Source organism: Paenibacillus sp. NPDC058174 (assembly GCF_042883865.1).
Lineage (GTDB): Bacteria > Bacillota > Bacilli > Paenibacillales > Paenibacillaceae > Pristimantibacillus.
In genome coordinates, this window is sequence record NZ_JBHVUY010000001.1 from 170,783 (window position 1) to 194,339 (window position 23,557).

The following is a 23,557-nucleotide window of genomic DNA, read 5'->3' on the forward strand; positions in this document are numbered from 1 at the left end:
TCGCACTTAGCTAGACCATAACCAGCGGGAGGCGAGAGCCTCCCCGGTATGTGAAGGGGGCAGCTTATGATTACCGTAACTCGTTTGAATGGCACGAAAGTCATGATTAATGCTCTTCTTATCGAATTGGTAGAAGAGACGCCTGATACGATCATTACACTGACGACAGGCAAAAAAATCATAGTGGCGGAAAGCGCGTCCGATCTTCTGCTGCTCGTACAGAGTTATCTTCGAACGATCGGCGTATACGCGGCGACCCAGAAGAGCGAACAAACGGAGGGTCCATAGACATGAAAAAAATGTTGCCATGGTTAGTTACTACATTGCTGGCCATTACACTTATCGCAATTGTATGTATTATCTTGTTCAAATCATTCTTAAATGACAACGGCCCGGATGCGAATGCAGAGAAACCGGTTGTCGTCAAGCAATTAAGTGCAGACAAGCGGGTGGAAGTGACTTCCGAGCTGAAGGGCTTCACGCGTAATCTGCTGGATTCAGACTATATTGTGAAAATCAGCTTTGCTTTCCAGCTGGACAGCAAAAAAACGAAAGAGGATTTCGACAAGCTGATGGAGATTGAAATAAAGCCGATTATCAACCGTACTCTAGCGGATATGACGGCAGAAGAACTGAAAGGCTCCAAGGGCGAGGACATGCTGGAATCGAAGCTTCTAAACCTGATCAATCCGATTTTGCCGGAAGGGAAAAAGCTGATTAAGGTTGAAATTACTGACTTTATTATTTCGCAGATTTAGAACTTGATGCCGACATTCCTTGAAGGGGGTGAGAGATTTGGTTGATGTTTTATCGCAAAATGAAATAGACGCGCTGCTTGCCGCATTGTCATCCGGTGAGATGGATGCAGATGAGCTGAAGAAAGAAGAAGTGACGAAGAAGGTACGGGTATACGATTTCAAGCGCGCTGTTCGTTTCTCGAAGGATCATATTCGCAGCTTGACCCGCATCCACGAAAACTTCGCGCGATATTTAACTACCTATTTCTCAGCGCAGCTTCGCACATTTGTGCAAATTAGTGTAGTTCAGGTCGAGCAGCTTCCTTATGACGAATTTATTCGCTCGATTCCGAAAATGACCATTCTCAATATTTTTGAGGCGGAGCCGCTCGAAGGCAGAATGGTGCTTGAGGTTCACCCTAACGTCGCTTATGCGATGCTGGACCGCTTGCTTGGCGGTCAAGGCACCGCCCCGTCGAAGATTAACAATTTGACGGAGATCGAGACGATCGTCATGGAACGGATATTCAGCCGGACGTTCGAAAGCCTGCAGGAAGCATGGAAGACGGTCATCGACATTTCGCCTCGTCTGGAGGCGCTGGAGACGAACCCGCAGTTCATGCAGATTGTATCGCCGAATGAGACGATCGCGCTTATATCGCTTAGTACAAAAATTGGCGATACAACCGGTATGATCAACCTTTGTATCCCGCATGTCGTTATTGAGCCGATTATGCCTCGCCTCTCGGCCCACCACTGGTTCGTGTCGCAGAAAAAGGAGCGCATACCGGAAGAAGTAGAAATGCTGGAGCATCGTGTCAGCAAGGCCAAGCTGCCGATCGTCGCAGAGCTGGGAGAATCATCGATTACGATTCAAGAGTTTCTCAGTTTGTCCGTCGGCGACGTTATTTCGCTTCATAAGCCGATCAACAAAGGCTTGCAAATCAAGGTAGGCGACAAGTTGAAATTTATCGGCAGTCCCGGCTCGGTCAAAGATCGGTTAGCCGTTCAAGTGGATCAAGTTGTCAACGAAGGAGCGGAAGAAGAATATGACGAGTAAAGATTATTTGTCTCAGGAAGAAATAGATGCGTTGTTGAAGCAGTCATCCGGTGAGACGGAGACGGAGCAGCCTGCCGCAGAAAATGCGGTGCTGTCTGACTTTCTGACTTCGATTGAGCAGGACGCGCTTGGCGAGATTGGCAACATTACATTCGGAAGCGCAGCAACGGCTCTCTCCACGCTGCTTGGCAAAAAAGTCGACATTACGACGCCGGAAGTTACTTTTATCCGGAGAGATCAGCTGTCTGACGAATTTCCGAAGCCGCATGTTGCGGTTAGCGTGCAATACGTAGACGGATTTGAAGGCATCAATTCGCTCGTTATTAAGACGAAGGATGCTCAAGTCATTGCAGACCTGATGCTGGGCGGAGAAGGCGAAGTTACGGCTCAGGAGCTGAATGAAATACATATTAGCGCAGTGCAGGAAGCGATGAATCAAATGATGGGCTCGTCGGCAACGTCGATGTCGACCATTTTCAACCGGTTCGTCAACATTTCGCCCCCTGGCATTGACATTCTCGATGTAGACAGCGGTGATGGCATGGGCCAGCTGCCGCCGGTCGATGTTTTCATCAAAATTTCGTTCCGGCTGACGATCGGTGATCTCATCGATTCGACGATTATGCAGTTGCTCCCTGTATCGTTCGCGAAGCAAATGGTGTCAACGCTAATGGGCGGAGGAGCGGAGGAGCCAGCAAGCGCACCAGCGCCGGCTGCAGCGCCGCCGCAGCCGCAACAGCCAGTTGCGCAGCAGCCGGCCCCAGCGGCTCATAATCAAGGCCACATGCAAGCGGCAGCAGCTTCTCAGATGCAACAGCCGCCATCCTATTACGAAATGCCGCCAGTTCAGCCGCAAGGCCCGCAAACGTACGGAGATCCGATGAACCGGGGCGTAAATGTACAGCCTGTACAATTCGCTAATTTCAACCAAGCGCCGTATGTGAATACCGATGAAACAAACCTTAATTTATTGCTCGACATACCGCTTAAGGTTACCGTAGAATTAGGAAGGACCCAGAAGCAAATTAAGGATATATTGGAATTGTCCCAAGGATCGATTATCGAGCTGGACAAGCTGGCCGGTGAACCTGTCGACATTCTCGTGAACAATAAGCTGATTGCTAAAGGCGAGGTTGTCGTTATCGATGAAAACTTTGGCGTACGCGTAACCGATATTGTAAGCCAATGGGACCGAATTCAAAAATTACAATAACACCCTAGGAGGAAAAAAAAGATGGCAAACCGCATTCTAATCGTAGACGACGCAGCTTTTATGCGCATGATGATCCGAGACATTTTATCCAAGAACGGCTACGAAGTCGTCGGAGAAGCGCAGGATGGCGCGCAGGCGGTGGAGAAATTTAAGGAATTGAAACCAGATTTGATTACGATGGACATTACGATGCCGGAAATGGACGGTATCTCTGCATTGAAGGAAATTAAAAAGCTGGACGGCAATGCGAAGGTTATTATGTGTTCCGCAATGGGGCAGCAGGCGATGGTTATCGATGCGATTCAAGCGGGCGCGAAAGACTTCATCGTGAAGCCGTTCCAAGCCGACCGCGTTATCGAAGCAATTAAGAAAACGCTCGGCTAACGGTTCCCCGGTATGCTAATCAGGGGAATAAGCGCAAAACTATCCATGCTTTCGGCAGCAGGCATCGCGGTTTGGCCTGCATACGCAGCAGCAAGTGAATTGAACGGGGATAGCGGGAAACCGGCATTCTCCGATTCAGGCAATTTGACCGGCAGCATGATTTGGGTCGTTATATCTTTATTTCTAGTTATCGGCTTAATAGTCGTTGTTATGAAGTTTTTGTCCCAGAAGAGCCGGGTGTGGGGCACAAATCGCTCGCTTCGTTCGCTCGGAGGCGTTGCACTGGGACAAAACAACTCCCTTCAGGTCGTTGAGCTTGCAGGCCGGCTTTACATCGTCGGAGTTGGCGAGAACGTTACGCTGCTAGACAAGGTAGAGTCTGGTGAACAGGCGCAGCAAATTATCGCCGCGCTTGAGCGACAATCTTCCGGCAGTTGGTCCGGCGGTTCGGTGTCGGAGCTTCTCGGCAGATTCCGCAAGCGCGGCACAGAAGCTGAATCCCCGGAAGGACAATGGAATACCGACTCTGCGTCTTTCCAGGCGATGCTGAACGACAAACTGAATCGTCAAGCGGACCGTAAACAGCAGTTGGAGTCGTTGCTTAAAGACGATAAACCTAATGAACGGTTGATGGATGACAATGAAAAATAAATGGTGGATATCGATCGTCGCCGTACAGCTTGCCGCGATGCTGCTTCAACCGCATGCATTCGCGGAGCCGCTGCCCAATGTCGAGATCAATTTTGGCAACGGAGGAGAACAACCGGGAACGAGCGCATTATCGATATTGCTTCTAATAACAGTATTGAGTGTAGCCCCGGCTATTCTCGTTCTGATGACCAGCTTTACGAGAATCGTAGTCGTCCTCGGCTTTGTCCGGACTTCGCTCGGCACGCAGCAAATGCCGCCGAACCAAGTGCTGATTGGCCTGGCGATGTTTCTTACCTTCTTTATCATGGCGCCTACGCTATCGCAAGTGAATGAGGTAGCCCTGCAGCCCTATCTCAAGGGTGAAGTATCGCAGACACAAGCGCTGGAGGCAGCCGCAGTTCCGATGAAGAAGTTTATGTTCTCCCATACGCGAGAGAAAGATCTGCTGCTATTCATGAATTACACCAAGACGGAGAAGCCGGCATCATTCGAGGATATTCCGATAACGGTACTCGTTCCCGCGTATGCGATCAGCGAGCTGAAAACAGCTTTTCAAATGGGGTTTATGATCTTTATTCCATTCCTTGTCATCGACATGATCGTTGCCAGCACATTAATGGCGATGGGGATGATGATGCTGCCGCCCGTCATGATTTCACTTCCGTTCAAGCTGCTCTTATTCGTGCTTGTGGATGGGTGGTACTTAATCGTCAAATCGCTGCTGCTCAGCTTCAATCCATGACGAAGACGGGAGGAACGTGCCATGAGTGCTGATTTCATTATCGGTTTGGCGGGACAAGCCCTTTATACGATTTTGAAAGCCAGCGCACCAATGCTTGTGATTGCACTAGTCGTCGGATTAATCGTCAGTGTCTTTCAAGCGACTACGCAAATTCAGGAGCAGACGTTAGCATTTGTGCCCAAAATCGTAGCGGTTTTTTTATCCATTATTGTATTTGGTCCTTGGATCTTAAATACGATCGTCGATTTCACTTACAATCTGCTGAATAATTTATATAAATACATCGGATAGGCTGTGAATCGAAGAGATGGATCTGTTCGTGCAAAGCTTTCCTATTTTTTTGTTAATCTTTTGTCGAATTACGGCTTTTTTCGTCGTCGCACCGCTGTTTTCCATGAGGGGTGTGCCAAACGCATTTAAGATTGGTCTAGGCTTCTTTATTTCTTTTATCGTCTTTATGACCTATGGGATGAAGCAGACCGTCGTTCCTGATGCGCAATATATATTATTTATCTTCAGAGAAGTATTGGTAGGACTTCTAATAGGTTACATAGTTTATCTGTTCTTTACTGTTGTGCAGACGGCAGGAGCTCTCATGGATCTTCAGATTGGCTTTGCGATGGCAAACGTCGTCGATCCGATGACAGGAACATCCGCGCCGCTGCTCGGCAACTTCAAGTATATGCTCCTTATCATGATCTTTCTAATAATGAACGGCCATCATTACCTGCTGACCGCACTGATGGACAGCTATCAATGGATACCGCTGGACAACGAGCTGTTTGGCAGGCTTTATGAAGGAAGCATTACGGAATTTCTGACTAAGGCGGTAGGGCATACATTCATGCTTGCGCTTCAAATTGCTGCACCGCTTACCGTATCCATGTTCTTGACGGATGCCGGTCTTGGCTTTCTGGCGAAGACAGCACCGCAGTATAACGTATTTGTAATCGGCATACCGCTCAAAATTATTATCGGTTTGTTTGTTCTGATCCTGCTCATGCCTGGGATGGCGGTTTTATTCGACAAGCTGTTCGCAATTTTATTCGACAACCTGGAGCAGTTGTTTGGCATCGTACAGCAAGCCGAAGGCCAATAAGGAGGCTGCAGCCGTGCGAACGTACCGCTTGAAGCTCGACTTGCAGCTATTCAGCCAAGAAAAGACGGAAAAGGCGACACCGAAAAAGACGCAGGACGCAAGAAAGAAGGGGCAGGTATCCAAATCGGCTGAGCTGCCCAGCTCTTTCATTCTGTTGTTCGTGTTTGCGGGGTTCGCCATGATTGGCGGTTATTTCAAAGAGCGTATCATGGTTATGTTCGAGCATTTGTTCAATGACCAGCTGACGATGGAGTTGTCAGAAGGAAATGTTCGAATTTTGTTCAAAGAACTGACGGTCGACTTGATTTGGATTCTGGCTCCAATTTTTGCGATTGCTGTTATCGTCGCAATAGTCGGAAATGTATTGCAGTTTGGCTTTCTGTTGACGGGTGACCCGCTCAAGCCAAAGTTCAGCAAGCTGAATCCGTATAACGGCTTTAAACAAATTTTTTCTGCAAGATCCTTGGTCGAGTTTGCGAAGAGCATTACGAAATTGCTCATTATCGGCCTTCTCGTCTATCAGACGATTGCGGGGCAATGGAATCGTATTCTATTACTTCCGCATTTGTCGATTGAACAAATTTTTAATTTTGCAGCCGGATTGACGGTGAATCTAGGTATTAAAATTGGTGCTGTATTAGTTGTAGTGGCCTTGCTCGATTATATGTATCAGCGATACGAGCATGCCAAAAACTTGCGGATGTCCAAGCAAGACATTAAAGACGAACACAAAAAAGTAGAGGGCGATCCCTTAATCAAAGGCAAAATTCGCGAAAGGCAGCGCCGGATGGCGATGCAGCGGATGATGCAGGAGGTTCCGAAGGCGGATGTCGTCATTACGAACCCGACGCACTTTGCCATTGCCCTGCAGTACGACGCTGCGAAGATGGAAGCGCCGCTCATTATCGCCAAAGGGATGGACCATATCGCGCTTAAAATCCGAGAGGTTGCGAAGGAGCATGGCGTCATAATGATGGAAAATAAGCCGCTGGCCAGAGCGCTGTACGAACGGGCAGACATCGGAGATTCCATACCTGCGGACCTGTTCCAGGCTGTGGCGGAAGTGCTTGCGCACGTATATAAATTGAAAGGCCGAGTAAATCATCATAATCGAAAGGGATGAGGCAGCATCATGAAACTAAAAGATCTTGTTATTCTGGTCGGGATCATCGGCATCGTACTCATGATGGTAATCCCAATCCCTACTCCCTTGCTGGATATACTGCTCATTCTGAATATATCCATCGCGCTCATGATTCTGCTCATCGCCATGAATACGAAGGAAGCGCTGGACTTTTCCATATTTCCAGCCATCCTGCTCGTAACGACGTTATTCAGGCTAGCCCTGAACGTGTCGACGACCCGGAACATTTTGGCGCATGCCCATGCAGGTAAAGTCGTAGAGACTTTCGGCAGCTGGGTTGGAGGCGGGCAAGTCGCCATCGGATTTATCGTATTTCTTATTCTCGTCGTCGTTCAGTTTATCGTCATTACAAAAGGCTCGGAGCGGGTAGCGGAGGTTGCAGCCCGATTCACGCTCGATGCGATGCCTGGTAAACAGATGAGTATCGACGCAGATTTGAATGCGGGACTAATTAATGAACAGCAAGCGCGTGAGCGCCGTTCCAAAATTGAGCGCGAAGCAGACTTCTACGGCTCAATGGACGGTGCCAGCAAATTTGTTAAAGGCGATGCAATCGCTTCGATCATTATCCTCTTGATCAATTTGATCGGCGGTTTTGTGATCGGTATGGTCGTACATAAATATGATTTCATGGAATCTCTATCTACATATTCGATTCTGACTATCGGTGACGGTCTCGTCAGCCAAATACCGGCGTTGCTTATTTCAACAGCAGCCGGCCTGATCGTGACGAGAGCGGCTTCAGACGGCAACCTGGCAGATGATGTTACTTCCCAGCTGTTCAAATATCCAAAGCTGCTGTATGTCGTCGCAGGTACGATTGCGCTGCTCGGTTTGTTTACGCCAATCGGTCTCATTCGTACACTGCCGTTTTCACTGCTGCTGGCTTATGGCGGGTGGAGAATGCAGAAGTCGATTTCGAGAAAACAGGAACAAGAGGAAATACTCGTCGAGGAACAGCAGATCGAGGAAGTCCGCAGTCCGGAGAGCGTCATCAGCCTGCTGCAAGTGGATCCGATCGAATTCGAATTTGGCTACGGGCTGATTCCGCTGGCAGATACCCAGCAAGGCGGCGATTTGCTGGACCGAATTATTATGATCAGAAGACAATGCGCGTTGGAGCTTGGGCTTGTCGTACCGGTCATTCGGATCAGGGACAATATTCAGCTTAAGCCAAATGAATATATCATTAAAATCAAAGGCAACACGGTCGCTCGCGGTGAATTGCTGCTCAATCATTATCTGGCAATGAGCCCGGGCTTCGAGGACGACTCTGTAATCGGCATCGAAACGACAGAACCGGCATTTGGTTTGCCGGCTATCTGGATCGACGAACCGATGAAAGAGCGGGCAGAGCTGTCCGGCTACACGGTTGTAGATCCGCCTTCGGTCGTTGCAACGCATTTGACCGAAATTATTAAGCGCCATGCTCATGAGCTGATTGGACGTCAGGAGACGAAAGCGCTTGTGGATAACGTGAGAGAGACTTATCCGGCACTGATCGACGAATTGATTCCTTCCATTCTATCGATCGGCGAACTGCAAAAAGTGCTGGCGAAGCTGCTCCGCGAGAAGGTTTCCATCCGCGATCTTGTTACAATCTTCGAATCATTGGCCGATCAGGGCAATTATACGAAGGATCCCGATATTCTGACCGAGTATGTGAGACAAGCGTTATCTCGTCAAATTACGCAGCAGTTTTCTTCCACTGGCGATACGCTGAAAGTCATTACTGTCGGGCCGGCGCTTGAGAAGAAAATTGCCGAATCGGTCCAACAATCCGATCAAGGCAGCTATATTGCATTAGATCCAATTGCTACACAGCAAATCTACAGCAAACTTAATGAACAGGTTACGAGACAAATTCAGTCCGGACAACAGCCGGTTGTGCTGACCTCTCCGACAATTCGCATGTATTTGCGTCAAATTGTGGAACGCACGATGCAGGATGTGCCGGTTCTTTCCTACAGCGAGCTTGAACCCAATATTGAAGTTCAAAGCGTAGGGGTGGTGAACTTATGAGAGTGAAACGGTATGTCGTCAATGATTTGCCTGAAGCGCTGCCCATGATTCGGAGCGAGCTTGGCAAAGACGCCGTCATTCTGAATACGAAGGAAGTTCGCATTGGCGGATTTATGGGGATGTTCCGCAAAAAGCGGATGGAGGTTATCGCGGCGATTGAGAGCAATGCGCCGCCTCCAAAACCTCAATCGACAGGCAAGCAAGCAGCCGATTTCGAGGCTGTTATGACAGCCATTAATGAAACGGTGCAGCAGCGTTCGGCGATTGCCGCCGCAGCAGCGAGGCCTGCATCTAGCGAAAGTCAGGCTGCCGCAGCGGCAACCGCAGTATTAGAGCCGCAGCAGCCTCCGTCACAGGCTTTAAGCCGGATCAATGACGAGCTGCTGGATGAAATTCGTGTCATCAAGCAATCACTACTGCAGCTGTCGGTCCGTAAACCGGGCCAGGACATGCCGGCACCGCTTGAAGCCCTCTATGAACGGCTGGTTGATCAAGAAGTAGAGCCCGAACTTATTAGACGTTTATTGGATGAAGTGGAGAAAAAGCTGTACGAGCAGCAGACTCCGCTGGCAGCGCAAAGCGTTTGGGCGGCTGCCGGACTAATCATTACCGATTGGATGGCACCATTGTCTGGCGGCCAGATCAGTGAAGAGGCCAGGATCATCCATTTTGTCGGTCCGACAGGTGTAGGGAAAACAACGACTATTGCCAAGCTGGCGGCAGAACAGACGATTAAGCGGGGGCGGCAGGTCGGTTTCATTACTTCCGATACGTACCGGATAGCGGCAGTCGATCAGCTGCGAACGTACGCTAACATTTTGAATGTGCCGATCGAAGTCGTATTTTCACCAATGGATTTGCCTAAAGCTTTCAAGGCGCTTGAGAATCAGGAATTAATCTATATGGATACTGCCGGACGCAACTTCCGCAATGAACTGCATGTATCTGAAGTAAACAGCCTGCTTCAAACGAATGAAATCAGTGAAACGATACTTGTGCTTAGTCTGACTGGCAAGACGCGTGATATGCTGACTGTCGCGGAGAACTTCTCCAAATACGGTGTCCGCAAGGCGCTATTCACTAAGCTGGACGAGACATCCGTATACGGAGCTATCTTTAATCTGGCGATGAATTATGAGCTGACTCCAACTTACGTTGCCAAAGGCCAGACGGTGCCGGATGACATAGCACCCTTCAGTATCGAAGCCTATGTGAACGAACTGCTGGGGGAGCCAGCCAATGAATGACCAAGCGGAAGCGCTTCGGAACCTGGTGAAGCAGAAGAATGGGCTGGAAGCCAGCCGGGGAACGCGAATTATTACCGTAACAAGCGGTAAGGGCGGTGTCGGCAAATCCAACTTCAGTTTGAATTTTGCCATCGCTTTGCAGCGTATGGGGAAAAAAGTTCTCGTGTTCGATGCGGATATCGGGATGGCCAACATCGACGTCCTGATGGGTGTCAGCTCTACCAGTCATCTCTATCATCTGTTCAAGCAAGATAAGACGATATGGGATATTGTGCAAGAAGGGCCAGCCGGTCTTCATTTCATCGCAGGCGGCTCCGGCTTCAAAGATTTGCTGGAGCTGTCCGAGCAAGAGATGAAATGGTTTGGCGGGCAAATTGAGAAGCTCCACGGTATGTATGATGTCATACTCTTCGATACGGGAGCCGGCCTTTCCAAGGAAACGGTAACGTTTATCGAAGCAGCCCAGGAGACAATCGTCGTGACGACCCCCGAACCAACGTCCATTACGGATGCGTACGCGTTGATCAAAATGGTCAAAGCGAAGGGGATAGACGCAAGCTTTAAACTGATTGTAAACCGTGCAGGAGACAAGAAGGAAGGCAGACAAACTGCCGAGAAGATCACGATGGCGGCAGAACGCTTCCTGCAAGTGGATTTGCAGTCGCTTGGTATCATTGCGGACGACCCAAACGTCTCGAAGGCGGTGAAGCGTCAGGTTCCATTTACAATTGCTTTTCCTGGTACAGACGCTTCTAGAGGCGTAGAGGAGATTGCCAAGCGGTTTACAGAGTCAAAGCAAGCGATAACTGGAACTTCGCAGGATGGGGTCAAGGGATTTTTACATAAAATGTTCAGGCTATCACGATAGTCCTTTGAAATGAGGAGGAAGAAGATGGCTCCTTATCGCGTGCTCATTGTAGATGATTCTCCGTTTATGCGCAAAATTTTCAGCGATCTTATCGTGAAAGATCCGCAATTTACGATCGCCGGCACAGCTGCTAATGGCAGAGAGGCGATTGAAGCGGTAGAACGCTTAAAGCCGGATGCGGTGACGCTGGATTTGGAAATGCCGGAAATGAACGGAATCGATGCGCTTCAATCCATTATGAAGAAGCATCCGACTCCTGTCATTATGCTTTCCGGCATAAGCGAGGAGAACACAAGAGAGACGATCAAGGCGCTGCAATACGGCGCATTTGACTTTATCCGGAAGCCTTCCGGAGCCTTTTCGAATGACATCATCCAAGTAGGCGAGCTTCTGCTGGAAAAGCTGAGAATCGCCGTCCTGATGAAACGAAGGCTGCCGGAAATCGAGCTGAGGGAGCCGGAGGGACAGGCGCAGCCTGCTAAGAAACCAATCAAAGCTCCAACTGACGATAAAGTTCAAAAATTAGGGGAATCGGTGCCGAATGAGCGTAAATCAGGGACACCGGAACGAAAAACGGAGCCCTTACGCAAGACGGTTCAAGAACGATTGCCAAATCGTCCGGCACCAGCCCCATTACATAAAGATCGGGCAGCTGCACAGGCGCAGCCCGATATCGTCAAGCCAGTTCTGCCGGAACATTCGGCTGTGAAATCCGATCCGTTCCGCCATGTCGTGGCAATTGGAACATCAACCGGCGGACCGAGAGCGCTGCATGAAGTGATTTGCTCATTGCCCGCTCATCTCCCGGCTCCTGTACTCGTTGTACAGCATATGCCGCCGAAATTTACGAAATCGCTTGCCCAGCGGCTCGACAGCTTCAGCGAGCTTCAAGTTGTTGAAGCCTCTCAAGGCGAGAGGCTGCAAGCAGGAGTCGTCTACATCGCTCCTGGCGGCTACCATATGGAGATGGCTCATGATCCATCGGGCTACCATATCAAGCTGACGCAGCAAGCTCCGCGCAACGGGCACCGCCCTTCAGTCGACGTGCTTTTCGAATCGCTAATCCCGTTTGCTTCATTAAAGAGACATGCGGTTATTATGACCGGGATGGGCAGCGATGGCGCGAAAGGAATGAAGGCGCTGGTAGAAAGCGGAGCTTCAACCGCTATAGCAGAAGCAGAGGAAACCTGCATCGTCTATGGCATGCCAAGAAGTGCAGTGGAGACCGGGGCGGTGAAGACGGTGCTGCCGCTTCAACGCATATCACCAGCTATCGCGCAAGCCGTTTTGAAATCGATCTAAAGAGCTAGAGTCCTAACAGGAGGTGCACCACTATGGATATGAACGCTTATCTGTCGATGTTTATCGACGAGTCCAACGATCACCTGCAAGCCTTGAATGAAAATCTGCTGCAGCTCGAAGGAGCGCCGGAGGATCTTACGATAGTCCAATCGATTTTCCGCTCGGCCCATACATTAAAGGGCATGTCGGCAACGATGGGCTATGAGGATCTTGCATCGTTGACGCATGAGATGGAAAACGTACTGGATTTGGTTCGCAACAGCAAGCTTAAAATGGACAGCTTTATATTTGATACGCTTTTTAAAGGTCTTGATGCGCTTGAAGCGATGGTACAGGATATCGTCGGCGGCGGAACAGGTAAAGCAGATGTAACGGCTATCGTTGCAGTGCTGCAATCTATTTTCAAAGGTGATTATAAATCGAATGCCGCTGCGGCACCAGCTGCATCAGCTGCGCCTGCAGCAAACAAACCGGCTGCAAAAGGATTGCTGGATGAATTCCAAACCTCGATTTTGCAGCAATCGATCGAAAGCGGCCACTTGGCCTACCACATTACAGTCAGCATCAATGAGGATTGCGTACTCAAGGCAGCCCGCGCTTATATGGTATTTGATCTGCTTGAGCGGACAGGAGAAATCGTCAAATCCGAGCCGTCTGTACAAGATTTGGAACAAGAAAAGTTCGACCGTTCCTTTGTCGTCTTTACGATTTCCAAGCTTGCTCAAGAGGAGCTTCAACAGCAAATTACTTCGATTTCCGAAATTGAGACAGCTACCGTAACGCTGCTTGATGCGGAATCACTTCAATTGCTTCATGTTGCTGAAGCTGCGCCCGTACAGGAAGCTGCTCCTGCAGAAGCAAAAGCAGAACCGTCTGCAGATTCCGCCCAGAAAGAGGCTTCCAGCCAAGTAAGCAGCGCTCGCAGCCAGACAGCTGCCGCAAGTGCTCCTGCTGCAGTGTCGAGAACGATCCGCGTCGATATCGACCGTCTGGATACGCTGATGAACTTGTTTAGTGAAATGCTGATCGACCGCGTTAGGCTGGAGCAGCTGGCCAGCGAAATTAAACGCAGCGACCTGACGGAAACGGTAGAGCATATGGCGCGTGTCAGCTCCGATTTGCAAAATATCGTCCTGAAGCTGCGGATGGTGCCTGTCGATACCGTATTCAACCGTTTCCCGCGTATGATTCGCGATTTGGCTAAATCGCTCGATAAAAAAATCGATTTGGTCATTACCGGAGCCGACACAGAGCTTGACCGGACGGTTATTGACGAAATCGGCGATCCGCTCGTCCATTTGCTTCGCAATTCCGTGGACCATGGCATCGAGACGATCGATAAAAGGATTGCGGCGGGCAAGCCGGAGACGGGAACGATTCACTTGCGGGCATTCCACAGCGGCAACAACGTCTTCATCGAGGTAGAGGAAGACGGCAATGGCATTAACCGCGACCGGGTGCTGCAAATTGCCATTAAAAACGGAGTTGTCACTGAAGCGCAAGCGAAAAGCTTGACTCATGACGAGATTCACATGCTCATCTTCGCTGCCGGCTTTAGTACGGCGGATAAAATTTCGGATATTTCTGGACGCGGTGTCGGATTGGACGTTGTACGCTCCAAAATTACGTCTCTAGGCGGCAATGTTACCGTAGAGTCCGCGCTTGGCAAAGGAACGAAATTCTCTGTTCAGCTGCCGCTTACGCTGTCAATTATTTCAGCTATGCTGATCAAGCTGGGCTCGGAGAAATATGCGATTCCGCTATCGTCAATTGTTGAGACAGCCATCATTAAGCGGGAGCAAGTGCTAGAGGTTCATGGCAATAAGATGATCGAGTTCCGCAATTCGGTTATTCCATTGATTTCTCTCAGCCGGGTGCTGGAGTCTCCAGACTACGACGAACGGGACGAAGCAGAGACGGAAATCGTCGTTATCCGCAAAGGCGACAAGTGGGCGGCAATTACCGTCGATGAATTTATTGGCCAAAGCGAGATCGTATTGAAATCGCTTGGCAAATATTTGACCAATATCGAAGCCGTTTCAGGCGCTACCATTCTTGGCGATGGTCAAGTCGCGCTCATTATTGATCCTAATGCACTCATTAAATAAGGAGGTTTCACGATGGGAGAAGAATTGAAAGTCATAGTATTTGGTCTGGCACACGAGGAATATGGCATCGAGGTTGACAAGGTACGGACTATTGAGCGGTTGTCTCCAATTACCCGTGTTCCGAAAACGCCAAGCTTCATTAAAGGTGTAATCAATTTGCGCGGCATCGTCGTTCCGGTTATTGATCTTCGCGGCAGGTTCGGACTTGGCGAGACGGAGCCGACGGAAAATTCCCGGATCATCGTCGTTGCGGCAGGTGAACTCGAAGTAGGCTTTATCGTTGACGCAGCGAATGACGTTATCGACATCGACACGGATACGATTGATTCTCCGCCGGAAATCGTTGGCGGCATTAAAGCGAAATATTTGCGGGGAATTGCCAGACTTGGCGACAGCAGACTGCTTATTATGCTCAACCTGTCCGAGGTGCTGAATAAAAATGAAATTATTCAACTCGAACAGCTAGAGGTGTAAAGTGAGTTTATTCAGCCGTTTTGAAGCTTTTGAATTAGATGTACTGAAGGAAGTTGGCAATATTGGAGCCGGCAATGCCGCAACTGCTCTGTCAACACTGCTGGACAAGCCGGTTGATATGGCGGTTCCCAAAGTCAGCCTGCTTCCCTTCGAGGAAGTTGCGGATCGCGTGGGCGGTTCCGAGCAGGTCGTCATAGCGGTCTTCCTTCGCGTTGAGGGGGAAGCTCCCGGCAATATGTTCTTCATTATTCAGGAGCAATCGGCCAAGTCGCTGCTCAGCCAGCTGCTTTCCTTGAGGCCTGAAGAAGTAGAAGAAGGCTATTCGGAAATGGAGATGTCCGCGCTTTGCGAAATCGGCAACATACTTGCCGGCTCCTATCTTTCTTCGCTTGCCGACTTTACCCGTTTGACGATGGCGCCATCGGTGCCGTCCGTCGCTCTCGATATGGCCGGTGCTATATTAAGCTATGGCTTGGTCCAATACGGAGAGATGGGCGATTCCGCTTTGTTAATTGAAACGACGTTTTTGGAAGACCGGCAAGAACTCGAAGGCCACTTCTTTCTTATACCCGACCCGGAATCTTTCAATAAAATATTTAAAGCTTTGGGAGTAACTGCCGAATGATAGAGCAAAACTTGGTCAAGGTCGGCATGGCGGATTTGAATATCGCCACGGACGGGGCAATTCTTCGAACGACGGGTCTAGGCTCCTGTGTCGGGTTAACGCTATATGATCCTGTATCGAAGGTTGCCGGAATGGCACATGTGATGCTTCCTTCCTCGGAAATCGCACGCGAATCTGCCATTAACGTTGCCAAATATGCCGATACTGCCATTCCAGAGCTAATCGCCCGGATGAAAGACGCCGGTGCGAATATGCGGCGCGCCATTGCCAAGATGGCGGGAGGAGCGCAAATGTTCGCATTCAGCGGACAGTCCGATTCGATGAGAATCGGCCCGCGCAATGTGGAGTCCTGTCTAGATATGCTAGCGAAGAACATGATTGCGGTCATCGCTCAGGATGTCGGCGGCAACTATGGACGCACGATTGAAATTGACAGCAGCACTGGCATTTTACTGATAAAAAGCGTACAGCTTGGTACAAAGGAGATTTGAGTACGAATGATCGGAACCTGGCGATGGAATTTAGTGATGGGACTTGTCGGAGCGGCGCTGACGATGCTTTTCTCGATTGGCAAAAACCCGCTGGATGTCATGCTTCTGCGCAGCTTATACGCTTTCATCGCCTTTGTCGTTCTCGCGTTTATTCTAAGGGCGGCTATTTCAATCATCCTGCAGCCGCCGGCGATGAATGCCGGATCTGAGCTCGCTCAGGCTGCAAGCGAAGAGGGCAAAGGAACGGCGCTCGATTTGTATACACCGGATGAGGGCGATGACATCAATCAGCTGTTGAAGGCTCAACTAGAAGAGGGGAGCCGGCCGGCAGCGGAGAGAACGGAGAAAGTTGACCTGGAACAACAGCAGGCAGCGGAGCAATTCCGTCCGCTGAATCCTCCGCAGCTGGTATCGACGGAGAACAAGGATCCCGAACAATTAGTAAAAGCAATACGTCACCTGACGGGAGGTTGAGGCGATGATTGCGTCAGTGAACATCGAGATGTGGCAAGCATGGAAGGACGAAGGCGATCTTGAGGCGAAGAAACGTTTGATTGAGCAATATTTGCCGCTCGTCGACTACGTCACGAACCGCATGGCGATAGGATTGCCGAAAAACGTTTCCCGCGACGATCTTGCCAGCAATGGTGTAATGGGCCTTATAGATGCGATTGAAAAATTCGATTACAGCCGCGGCCTGCAGTTTGAAACGTATGCCTCGTGGCGCATACGAGGCGCAATTATTGACGGTCTCCGCCAAGGAGACTGGGTGCCTCGTTCCATTCGCGAGAAAGCAAAGAGAGTGGAAGAGGCTTATCAAAAGCTGGAGCAGCAATATTTGCGCTCCGTAACAGATGCCGAGATAAGCAATTACTTGGAAATTAGTGAAAAAGAGTTTACGACGATGCTCCACGAAATTGCAATCACGACTGTATGCTCGCTGGAGGACCCGATTCGGGAGGAAGAAACGGAGACGAGGATGAGCCTGCTCGTTGACGAAAGGGTGAAAAATCCCGACCATAAGGTTCATGAGTTTTTCTTGAAGGAATCCCTCGTAAGCGGGATCGAGAAGCTGACGGAGAAAGAGCGCACCGTCGTGTCGCTGTTTTATTACGATGAGCTTTCATTAAGCGAGATTGCTGAAGTGATGTCGCTATCACCATCGCGAATTTCCCAGCTCCACTCTAAAGCGATACTGCGGCTTCGTGGAGCGTTGGCTAAGCATAAAGATCAATTAACACAGCACTAGAAAGGGGGTATAAAGGTGGACGATCAACTACTAGATTCGTTCCTGCGCATTCAAACATCTGCCGATAAGCTGTCTGCCTTTTTAATATTTAATCGGATTACGGATGAGTTTGATTGCACGCCTAATCAGCTGGAACGATTCTTAATTAGCAAAGGCATAACGAGCGGAATTCGAACGGAACTGCTGACCGAGATATGCAATAATGTGCTGGCCTATTGCAAGGAGCAGACGCTCGTCGCTGTAGGGCAGCAGGCAACGACCGGCAAAGACGGCTATATCCGGTTTATCTACGACATGAAGGAGCGCGATCAGCGGCCGACAGAGCTTGAAGACGGTACGGTTGACTTCAAAGAGGTCAAGCAGCTGAAGAATGTCCAGCGCGGTCAGCTTATCGCCGAGCGGGTTGAAGCGCAGTATGGAATGCCGGGGAAAACAGTTACCGGAGAGACGATTGCTGCCAAGCTTGGGAAGCAAGCAAGGTTTAAAGTAGGGAAGAATGTCGTCGTTAGCGGCGAGCAGACCGCGATGTATGCCACAATCGACGGTCTTATTACGTTAACGGACAAAGAGAAGATCAACGTCTTTCCGGTTTACGAGGTTAATGGGGACGTCGATTACAAGACAGGCAATATCGATTTCATCGGTACGGTCGTCATCCGCGGCAATGTGCTGAGCGGCTTCAAGATCAAAGCAGCCGGTGATATCCGGATTATCGGGGGCGTAGAAGGCGCGGAGCTGGAATCGGAAGGCTCTATCGAGATTATCGGCGGCATCTTGGCCGGCAATAAGGGCCATGTGAGAGCGAATAAGACGATTAAAAGCTCCTTTATTCAAGACGGCAATGTAAGTGCGGGGGAGGATGTTCTCGTCTCGCAAAGCATTATGCATTCCGTCGTACGTGCGGGCCGCAGCGTCATATGCTCAGGCTCCAAAGGGCTGATTGTCGGCGGTACAATTCAGGCTGCTGATCTTGTCTCGGCCCGGGTAATCGGCAATACGATGTCGACTGCCACCGCTGTAGAGGTCGGCGTCCGGCCGGAGCAGCGCGCGGAGTTGACTGAATTGCGCCAAAAGCTTCGGCAAGTCCAGGACAGCCTGGATAAATCGGAGAAAGCGCTGACGATTCTCGATCAGCTGGCTGCATCGGGTCAATTGACAGAGGACAAAATGGCATTGCGGATTAAGCTCGGGGCGACCAAACGGGTGTCCATGAGCGAGATTGAGGATATGCGGGACCGCATTCTTGAAATCGAGAAGACGCTGGAGGACACAGACCGGGCAAAGGTTGATGTCAGCCATACGATATACGGCGGCATCAAAATTGTAATTGGCAGATACACGCGTTATCTCAAAGATCCTATCCAGCATGTGTCGTTCCGCTACATGGAAGGCGATATCGTGCACGTACCGTTTTTTCCGTAACAATACCTCACCAATAAGGAGGACGGGAAATGACGTTCAGACCGATTGATTTGCAGCATTCTATTCCTAGAACGCCAGAGGTTGGCGGTATGCAAGGAGCGATTAATCAACGCCCTGCCATTGAGCAAACCAAGCTTGCGGAGCAGCAAACACGGCAAGATGAGCTTGCCCGCACTCGAAATGAAGGCCTTGAACATACGGCTGGCCTTAACATCAGGAAAGACCAGGAGAGCTCCAAAGGCGGCAAACGGGACAAGCAGCGCAACCCTAATGCTGAGGAAGCCGAGGAAGAGAAGCAGCCGATTCATCCGTATAAAGGCCATCGCTTCGATATGAAGCTTTAAAGTTATCAACTCGTTAGTTTAGGCAGGTGCAGCAGATGGATACATGGACATATGTCGTACTAGTGGGGGCCGTTGTGCTTGTGCTCGCTTTATTGATTCCTAAAGCGAAGCAAGAGCAGGCGAACGCGGGTACAACAAGCAATATGGAAATTGCGCTGGAGCAGTTTATGGAGAATACGGAGCTGGATCACAAGGAGCTTGTACAGCTCGTTACGAAATTCCGTGAGCAAAGCCATGCGCAGGCTGAAGCAAAGGAACAGCGTATTACAGAATTGGAGCGAAGGCTGGCTCAGCTGGAGACGCAAGCGAATGAAGCAGCTGCCAGATTGAATGCAATGCCGCAGGAAGTTGCGCGACAAGCAGCTGAAGCGAGCGTTGTGCAAGCGGTTGCTCCTGCTGCTCAGCCCGCAGCCGAGCCCGTGCTGCAAGTGCAGGAGCCAGATCCGGTTTCGTCAGCAGTATCAGCACCCAATACGATTCAGGCGCGTTATGCCGAGCTGCTAGAGCTGTACAGCCAGGGCAAATCAATTGAGCTGATCGCGAAAAAGCTCGGGATGAATAAAGGGGAAGTGCAGCTTATTCTGCAGCTGGCAAAGCAGGAGGAGGTTGCTCGTGCTTAGAAACCGCATGTTTTTGACAGGGCTTGGCATCGGCATCATCGTTGGAGCGCTGCTGCTACAGCTGCTGCAAATCGGGGAGCAAAGCCAGGCGAAGCTGGGAGAAAGCCTGTTTGCAGGGGAGGAGAAGCAGTATACCCAGCAAGAGCTGGACACTGCTGTTGCTGCTGCCCGGGAGGAAAAGGCGGCGGATAAGCCTTCCAGCATCCCGGCTGGCACTGAGGCGACAACAGCTCCTTCTCCCTCTGCAACGCCTGTGGCGTCAACAGAGCCGGAGAAGAAGCCGGAGAGCACGGAGAAGCCTCAGCAGACAGAGGAGCCTGAAGCTCCGGTTCAAGAGCTTGTGCTTCAGATTAAAGGCGGCACGAATTTAACAGAGACAGCCAAGCTGCTGGCCGAGAACGGTCTGATCGAGGATAAAGCGGCGTTTATCTCCGCTATGAAACGATCGAAGTTTCGCGCCGGTTATTTTTTGTTTAAAGGCAAGCCTCAGCTGAAAGAGGTTATTTCGATCATTAAGAGCGAACCTTTAACGAAAGAAGAACGGGCCGCATTGAAAGCAAGAGGCATCGAATAATCGTTGAAAATAGCGAATTTGATACTTGAATCACAAAGTTTGTTGCACCGTGCATACGAATATGGTATATTAATGGACGGTGTTAAAAACACACGCCGATTAATTTCGCTAACGGTGCTTCCGGCTGCCGGAAGTTTTAGCGAAAGATGATATTGGCGGCGGAGCACTACACAACAAAACCACTATAGGAGGTGTTGAAGAAATGGCGGTTATTTCCATGAAGCAGCTTCTCGAAGCTGGGGTACACTTCGGTCACCAAACTCGTCGCTGGAACCCTAAGATGGATCGTTATATCTTCACCGAAAGAAACGGAATTTACATTATCGACTTGCAAAAAACAGTGAAAAAAGTTGAGGAAGCTTACAACTTTGTTCGCTCGATCGCAGCTGAAGGCGGCACTATGCTGTTCGTCGGCACGAAAAAACAAGCTCAAGATTCTGTTAAAGAAGAAGCTGAGCGTTGCGGCAACTTCTACATCAACCAACGCTGGTTGGGTGGAACGCTGACTAACTTCCAAACAATTCAAAAGCGTATCGATCGTCTTCGCACGCTGGAGAAATGGTCCGAGGACGGAACTTTCGAAGTTCTTCCAAAGAAAGAAGTTATCATCCTTAACAAAGAAAAAGACCGTCTGGAAAAATTCCTCGGCGGCATCAAAGGCATGAAACGCCTGCCAAGCGCTTTGTTCATCATCGATCCGCGCAAAGAGCGCATCGCTGTTGCTGAAGCTCGCAAGCTTGGTATCCCAATCGTAGGTATCGTTGATACAAACTGCGATCCAGACGAAATCGATTATGTCATTCCAGGCAATGACGACGCGATTCGCGCTGTGAAATTGCTTACGTCCAAAATGGCTGACGCAATTGTTGAAGCTAACCAAGGCGAGCAAACAACGGCTTAATCTTCATTACGCTTGCTATTCAACAAAGGGTGGTCAGATGGTGAAAGCCTCTCACCGCCCTTTTTTTGAAATATAAGGGTTTATATGATTCATATAAATTGGCTTCTATTTCACCGCGAAACTTTGGCTTCGCCATTAAGAACGGCGGAGCCGTTTCTGCTTGACCGGATGATACTTAAATAACCTTTTACAATATCAGGAGGGCTAAAAATGGCAGTTAGTGCTAGCGCAGTAAAAGAACTTCGTGAAAGAACGGGAGCAGGGATGCTCGATTGCAAAAAAGCTCTGGACGAAACAAATGGCGACGTTACAAAAGCTATTGAATTGCTCCGTGAGAAAGGCCTTTCCGCAGCAGCTAACAAAGCTGGCCGTATCGCGACGGAAGGCGTAGTTGAATCTTACATCCATGCAGGCGGCCGTATCGGCGTTCTGGTTGAGATCAACTGCGAAACTGACTTCGTAGCAAAAACTGAACAATTCCGTTCGTTTGCTAAAGATATCGCAATGCACATTGCAGCTTCCAACCCTAAATTTGTTCGCCGTGAAGAAGTTCCTTCCGATGAGCTCGAGAAAGAACGCGAAATTCTTCGCGCACAAGCTTTGAACGAAGGCAAGCCTGAGAAAATCGTTGACAAAATGGTTGAAGGCCGCATTTCGAAATACTATGAAGAGTATTGCTTGCTTGAGCAATCCTTCGTTAAAGATCCAGACAAAACAATCTCCGCATTGCTGAACGAGAAAGTAAGCGCAATCGGCGAAAACATTTCGATCCGTCGTTTCGTTCGTTATGAACTGGGCGAAGGTTTGGAGAAAAAAGTAGATAACTTCGTTGAAGAAGTTATGGCTCAAGCAAAACTGTAATCCGAACGCACAGGCGGGGCGGGGCGTCCGCCCCGCCTGCTTTTTATATGGAAGCCTTTTTACAGCAGCATAGTCAATCAGCCAAAGGTGCAACAAAATAGCAGTACAATGATGGAGGTAGTGACGTTGGGACAGCCAGTGTTTAAAAGAATCGTATTGAAGGTCAGCGGAGAATCGCTGTCCGGGAATCATGGCTACGGCATCGAAGCCTCTGTAATATCAGAAATTGCCGAACAAGTGAAAGAAGTTATTGCGCTTGGCGTAGAAGTTGCAATCGTCGTAGGCGGCGGCAACATCTGGCGCGGAATTGCGGGAACGGAAAAAGGGATCGATCGTGCGACTGCCGATTATATGGGCATGCTGGCAACGGTGATGAACTCTCTGGCTCTGCAAGACGCTTTGGAGCAAATCGAAGTGCCGACTCGCGTACAAACTTCGATTGCGATGCAGCAAATTGCTGAACCGTACATCCGCCGCCGGGCGATCCGCCACTTGGAGAAAGGCCGCGTCGTTATTTTCGCTGCAGGCACAGGCAATCCGTTCTTCTCCACAGATACAACCGCAGCGCTTCGTGCAGCGGAGATCGAAGCTGAAGTTATTCTGATGGCGAAAAACAAAGTGGATGGCGTATATTCTGCCGATCCGTTCAAAGATTCGTCTGCAGAGAAATATGATGAGCTTACGTACATGGACGTGATAAGCAAAAACCTGGGTGTTATGGATTCAACCGCATCCTCGCTTTGCATGGACAACAATATTCCGCTGGTCGTGTTCGCGATTACCGAAAAAGGGAATATTAAGAAAGTTGTCCTCGGCGAGAAAATCGGAACCATTGTGAGAGGGAGTGCAAAATAATGCCTCAAGCTGTAAAGAAAAACGCTGAAGAGCGGATGGAAAAAGCGATCGGCGCTTTGAAGCGCGACTTGGCTACTTTGCGTGCAGGCCGTGCAACGCCTGCTTTACTCGATCGCGTTCAAGTTGAATACTATGGCGCAATGACGCCTGTATCCCAATTGGCTAACGTAAATACGCCGGATTCCCGCACGCTGTTCATTCAGCCTTGGGATAAAACGTCGATCAGCGCGATTGAGAAAGCGATTATGAAATCCGATCTTGGCTTGACGCCTTCGAATGACGGCGCTGCTATCCGGATTACAATTCCGCCGCTTACAGAAGAGCGCCGCGCGGATCTGGTGAAAATGACGAAGAGATTCGGCGAGGAAGCTAAGGTAGCCATCCGCAACATTCGCCGCGATGCGAATGATGATATTAAAAAGATGGAGAAAACGGACATCTCTGAAGATGAATCCCGTCGCCATCAAGAGGATATCCAAAAAGCGACTGACCGTTTCATCGCTGAAGTAGATAAAGTGCTGGTTGTAAAAGAGAAGGAAATCATGGAAGTTTAATTGCGCTTCG

At 49.7% G+C, this 23,557-nt stretch carries 28 protein-coding genes; all 28 read left to right on the forward strand.

Annotated features, from left to right (window positions below):
- Positions 1 to 66: 66 nt before the first annotated feature.
- The 28 genes from ACFVVF_RS00730 to frr all read left to right on the forward strand — a co-directional run bounded on the left by ACFVVF_RS00730 (position 67) and on the right by frr (position 23,547).
- Positions 67 to 288 (forward strand): flagellar FlbD family protein, encoded by a 222-nt coding sequence (locus ACFVVF_RS00730; RefSeq protein ID WP_387804490.1) that lies wholly within the window; start codon positions 67 to 69, stop codon positions 286 to 288.
- A 2-nt stretch (positions 289 to 290) separates the two neighbouring features.
- On the forward strand, positions 291 to 758 hold the full coding sequence (locus ACFVVF_RS00735; RefSeq protein ID WP_387804492.1) for a flagellar basal body-associated FliL family protein: 468 nt from the start codon (positions 291 to 293) through the stop codon (positions 756 to 758).
- Between the two features lie 37 nt (positions 759 to 795).
- On the forward strand, positions 796 to 1,797 hold the full coding sequence (gene fliM, locus ACFVVF_RS00740; protein WP_387804494.1) for a flagellar motor switch protein FliM: 1,002 nt from the start codon (positions 796 to 798) through the stop codon (positions 1,795 to 1,797).
- Positions 1,787 to 3,010: a flagellar motor switch phosphatase FliY gene (fliY, locus tag ACFVVF_RS00745; protein ID WP_387804496.1), complete on the forward strand. Its 1,224-nt coding sequence runs from the start codon at positions 1,787 to 1,789 to the stop codon at positions 3,008 to 3,010. The genes fliM and fliY overlap by 11 nt, the downstream gene beginning before the upstream one ends.
- 21 nt (positions 3,011 to 3,031) lie before the next feature.
- Complete coding sequence (locus ACFVVF_RS00750) at positions 3,032 to 3,394, forward strand: response regulator (protein WP_387804498.1); 363 nt, start codon at positions 3,032 to 3,034, stop codon at positions 3,392 to 3,394.
- A 45-nt stretch (positions 3,395 to 3,439) separates the two neighbouring features.
- The gene (locus ACFVVF_RS00755; protein ID WP_387804500.1) at positions 3,440 to 4,045 is read left to right on the forward strand and encodes a FliO/MopB family protein; all 606 of its coding nucleotides are present in this window, start codon (positions 3,440 to 3,442) and stop codon (positions 4,043 to 4,045) included.
- 37 nt (positions 4,046 to 4,082) lie between these two features.
- On the forward strand, positions 4,083 to 4,787 hold the full coding sequence (gene fliP, locus ACFVVF_RS00760) for a flagellar type III secretion system pore protein FliP (RefSeq protein WP_387808705.1): 705 nt from the start codon (positions 4,083 to 4,085) through the stop codon (positions 4,785 to 4,787).
- Positions 4,788 to 4,808: 21 nt separating this feature from the next.
- Positions 4,809 to 5,078: a flagellar biosynthesis protein FliQ gene (gene fliQ, locus ACFVVF_RS00765; RefSeq protein WP_188891192.1), complete on the forward strand. Its 270-nt coding sequence runs from the start codon at positions 4,809 to 4,811 to the stop codon at positions 5,076 to 5,078.
- A 16-nt stretch (positions 5,079 to 5,094) separates the two neighbouring features.
- The gene (gene fliR, locus ACFVVF_RS00770; RefSeq protein WP_387804502.1) at positions 5,095 to 5,886 is read left to right on the forward strand and encodes a flagellar biosynthetic protein FliR; all 792 of its coding nucleotides are present in this window, start codon (positions 5,095 to 5,097) and stop codon (positions 5,884 to 5,886) included.
- A 13-nt stretch (positions 5,887 to 5,899) separates the two neighbouring features.
- Entirely contained in the window at positions 5,900 to 7,009 is a 1,110-nt protein-coding gene (gene flhB / locus ACFVVF_RS00775; protein WP_387804504.1) for a flagellar biosynthesis protein FlhB, read from the forward strand.
- Between the two features lie 9 nt (positions 7,010 to 7,018).
- Complete coding sequence (gene flhA / locus ACFVVF_RS00780) at positions 7,019 to 9,052, forward strand: flagellar biosynthesis protein FlhA (RefSeq protein ID WP_387804506.1); 2,034 nt, start codon at positions 7,019 to 7,021, stop codon at positions 9,050 to 9,052.
- Positions 9,049 to 10,299, forward strand: coding sequence for a flagellar biosynthesis GTPase FlhF (gene flhF / locus ACFVVF_RS00785; protein ID WP_387804508.1), 1,251 nt, complete (start codon positions 9,049 to 9,051; stop codon positions 10,297 to 10,299). The genes flhA and flhF overlap by 4 nt, the downstream gene beginning before the upstream one ends.
- Positions 10,292 to 11,167 (forward strand): MinD/ParA family protein, encoded by an 876-nt coding sequence (locus tag ACFVVF_RS00790; protein WP_387804510.1) that lies wholly within the window; start codon positions 10,292 to 10,294, stop codon positions 11,165 to 11,167. The genes flhF and ACFVVF_RS00790 overlap by 8 nt, the downstream gene beginning before the upstream one ends.
- A gap of 24 nt (positions 11,168 to 11,191) precedes the next feature.
- Positions 11,192 to 12,469 carry a protein-glutamate methylesterase/protein-glutamine glutaminase gene (locus ACFVVF_RS00795; RefSeq protein ID WP_387804511.1) on the forward strand — a complete coding sequence of 426 codons (1,278 nt, stop codon included), beginning with the start codon at positions 11,192 to 11,194 and terminating at the stop codon, positions 12,467 to 12,469.
- A gap of 32 nt (positions 12,470 to 12,501) precedes the next feature.
- A complete protein-coding gene (locus ACFVVF_RS00800) occupies positions 12,502 to 14,577 on the forward strand; it encodes a chemotaxis protein CheW (RefSeq protein ID WP_387804513.1) in 2,076 nt (691 codons plus the stop codon).
- Positions 14,578 to 14,589: 12 nt separating this feature from the next.
- The gene (locus tag ACFVVF_RS00805; protein ID WP_188891184.1) at positions 14,590 to 15,051 is read left to right on the forward strand and encodes a chemotaxis protein CheW; all 462 of its coding nucleotides are present in this window, start codon (positions 14,590 to 14,592) and stop codon (positions 15,049 to 15,051) included.
- Between the two features lies 1 nt (position 15,052).
- Positions 15,053 to 15,676, forward strand: coding sequence for a chemotaxis protein CheC (locus ACFVVF_RS00810; protein ID WP_387804515.1), 624 nt, complete (start codon positions 15,053 to 15,055; stop codon positions 15,674 to 15,676).
- Positions 15,673 to 16,167, forward strand: a complete 495-nt coding sequence (locus tag ACFVVF_RS00815) for a chemotaxis protein CheD (RefSeq protein WP_387804517.1) — start codon at positions 15,673 to 15,675, stop codon at positions 16,165 to 16,167. Before ACFVVF_RS00810 ends, ACFVVF_RS00815 begins: the two co-directional genes overlap by 4 nt.
- A 6-nt stretch (positions 16,168 to 16,173) precedes the next feature.
- Positions 16,174 to 16,641, forward strand: a complete 468-nt coding sequence (locus ACFVVF_RS00820) for a hypothetical protein (RefSeq protein WP_387804519.1) — start codon at positions 16,174 to 16,176, stop codon at positions 16,639 to 16,641.
- A 4-nt stretch (positions 16,642 to 16,645) separates the two neighbouring features.
- Positions 16,646 to 17,416, forward strand: a complete 771-nt coding sequence (locus tag ACFVVF_RS00825; protein WP_387804521.1) for a FliA/WhiG family RNA polymerase sigma factor — start codon at positions 16,646 to 16,648, stop codon at positions 17,414 to 17,416.
- A gap of 15 nt (positions 17,417 to 17,431) precedes the next feature.
- Positions 17,432 to 18,838 carry a flagellar assembly protein A gene (locus ACFVVF_RS00830; RefSeq protein WP_387804523.1) on the forward strand — a complete coding sequence of 469 codons (1,407 nt, stop codon included), beginning with the start codon at positions 17,432 to 17,434 and terminating at the stop codon, positions 18,836 to 18,838.
- 29 nt (positions 18,839 to 18,867) lie between these two features.
- Positions 18,868 to 19,182 (forward strand): hypothetical protein, encoded by a 315-nt coding sequence (locus tag ACFVVF_RS00835; RefSeq protein ID WP_387804525.1) that lies wholly within the window; start codon positions 18,868 to 18,870, stop codon positions 19,180 to 19,182.
- Positions 19,183 to 19,217: 35 nt separating this feature from the next.
- Positions 19,218 to 19,802, forward strand: a complete 585-nt coding sequence (locus ACFVVF_RS00840) for a DUF6115 domain-containing protein (RefSeq protein WP_387804527.1) — start codon at positions 19,218 to 19,220, stop codon at positions 19,800 to 19,802.
- Entirely contained in the window at positions 19,795 to 20,376 is a 582-nt protein-coding gene (locus ACFVVF_RS00845; RefSeq protein ID WP_387804529.1) for a hypothetical protein, read from the forward strand. Before ACFVVF_RS00840 ends, ACFVVF_RS00845 begins: the two co-directional genes overlap by 8 nt.
- A 202-nt stretch (positions 20,377 to 20,578) precedes the next feature.
- Positions 20,579 to 21,277 carry a 30S ribosomal protein S2 gene (rpsB, locus tag ACFVVF_RS00850; RefSeq protein WP_042160518.1) on the forward strand — a complete coding sequence of 233 codons (699 nt, stop codon included), beginning with the start codon at positions 20,579 to 20,581 and terminating at the stop codon, positions 21,275 to 21,277.
- A gap of 210 nt (positions 21,278 to 21,487) precedes the next feature.
- On the forward strand, positions 21,488 to 22,138 hold the full coding sequence (tsf, locus tag ACFVVF_RS00855) for a translation elongation factor Ts (RefSeq protein WP_042160520.1): 651 nt from the start codon (positions 21,488 to 21,490) through the stop codon (positions 22,136 to 22,138).
- A gap of 126 nt (positions 22,139 to 22,264) precedes the next feature.
- Complete coding sequence (pyrH, locus tag ACFVVF_RS00860; RefSeq protein ID WP_042160523.1) at positions 22,265 to 22,993, forward strand: UMP kinase; 729 nt, start codon at positions 22,265 to 22,267, stop codon at positions 22,991 to 22,993.
- Complete coding sequence (frr, locus tag ACFVVF_RS00865) at positions 22,993 to 23,547, forward strand: ribosome recycling factor (protein WP_387804532.1); 555 nt, start codon at positions 22,993 to 22,995, stop codon at positions 23,545 to 23,547. The genes pyrH and frr overlap by 1 nt, the downstream gene beginning before the upstream one ends.
- The last annotated feature ends 10 nt before the right edge of the window (positions 23,548 to 23,557 follow it).

Excerpts from the sequence above, each read along its gene's own strand:
- ACFVVF_RS00750 (WP_387804498.1), top strand. The coding sequence starts at position 3,032 with ATGGCAAACCGCATTCTAATCGTAGACGACGCAGCTTTTATGCGCATG.
- ACFVVF_RS00840 (WP_387804527.1), top strand. The coding sequence starts at position 19,218 with ATGGATACATGGACATATGTCGTACTAGTGGGGGCCGTTGTGCTTGTG.
- fliP (WP_387808705.1), top strand. The coding sequence starts at position 4,083 with ATGCTGCTTCAACCGCATGCATTCGCGGAGCCGCTGCCCAATGTCGAG.
- ACFVVF_RS00790 (WP_387804510.1), top strand. The coding sequence starts at position 10,292 with ATGAATGACCAAGCGGAAGCGCTTCGGAACCTGGTGAAGCAGAAGAAT.
- flhF (WP_387804508.1), top strand. The coding sequence starts at position 9,049 with ATGAGAGTGAAACGGTATGTCGTCAATGATTTGCCTGAAGCGCTGCCC.
- rpsB (WP_042160518.1), top strand. The coding sequence starts at position 20,579 with ATGGCGGTTATTTCCATGAAGCAGCTTCTCGAAGCTGGGGTACACTTC.
- ACFVVF_RS00815 (WP_387804517.1), top strand. The coding sequence starts at position 15,673 with ATGATAGAGCAAAACTTGGTCAAGGTCGGCATGGCGGATTTGAATATC.
- frr (WP_387804532.1), top strand. The coding sequence starts at position 22,993 with ATGCCTCAAGCTGTAAAGAAAAACGCTGAAGAGCGGATGGAAAAAGCG.
- ACFVVF_RS00755 (WP_387804500.1), top strand. The coding sequence starts at position 3,440 with ATGCTTTCGGCAGCAGGCATCGCGGTTTGGCCTGCATACGCAGCAGCA.
- ACFVVF_RS00835 (WP_387804525.1), top strand. The coding sequence starts at position 18,868 with ATGACGTTCAGACCGATTGATTTGCAGCATTCTATTCCTAGAACGCCA.
- ACFVVF_RS00735 (WP_387804492.1), top strand. The coding sequence starts at position 291 with ATGAAAAAAATGTTGCCATGGTTAGTTACTACATTGCTGGCCATTACA.
- ACFVVF_RS00800 (WP_387804513.1), top strand. The coding sequence starts at position 12,502 with ATGGATATGAACGCTTATCTGTCGATGTTTATCGACGAGTCCAACGAT.
- ACFVVF_RS00820 (WP_387804519.1), top strand. The coding sequence starts at position 16,174 with ATGATCGGAACCTGGCGATGGAATTTAGTGATGGGACTTGTCGGAGCG.
- flhA (WP_387804506.1), top strand. The coding sequence starts at position 7,019 with ATGAAACTAAAAGATCTTGTTATTCTGGTCGGGATCATCGGCATCGTA.
- fliR (WP_387804502.1), top strand. The coding sequence starts at position 5,095 with ATGGATCTGTTCGTGCAAAGCTTTCCTATTTTTTTGTTAATCTTTTGT.
- ACFVVF_RS00825 (WP_387804521.1), top strand. The coding sequence starts at position 16,646 with ATGATTGCGTCAGTGAACATCGAGATGTGGCAAGCATGGAAGGACGAA.
- ACFVVF_RS00805 (WP_188891184.1), top strand. The coding sequence starts at position 14,590 with ATGGGAGAAGAATTGAAAGTCATAGTATTTGGTCTGGCACACGAGGAA.
- fliQ (WP_188891192.1), top strand. The coding sequence starts at position 4,809 with ATGAGTGCTGATTTCATTATCGGTTTGGCGGGACAAGCCCTTTATACG.
- tsf (WP_042160520.1), top strand. The coding sequence starts at position 21,488 with ATGGCAGTTAGTGCTAGCGCAGTAAAAGAACTTCGTGAAAGAACGGGA.
- fliY (WP_387804496.1), top strand. The coding sequence starts at position 1,787 with ATGACGAGTAAAGATTATTTGTCTCAGGAAGAAATAGATGCGTTGTTG.
- ACFVVF_RS00730 (WP_387804490.1), top strand. The coding sequence starts at position 67 with ATGATTACCGTAACTCGTTTGAATGGCACGAAAGTCATGATTAATGCT.
- ACFVVF_RS00795 (WP_387804511.1), top strand. The coding sequence starts at position 11,192 with ATGGCTCCTTATCGCGTGCTCATTGTAGATGATTCTCCGTTTATGCGC.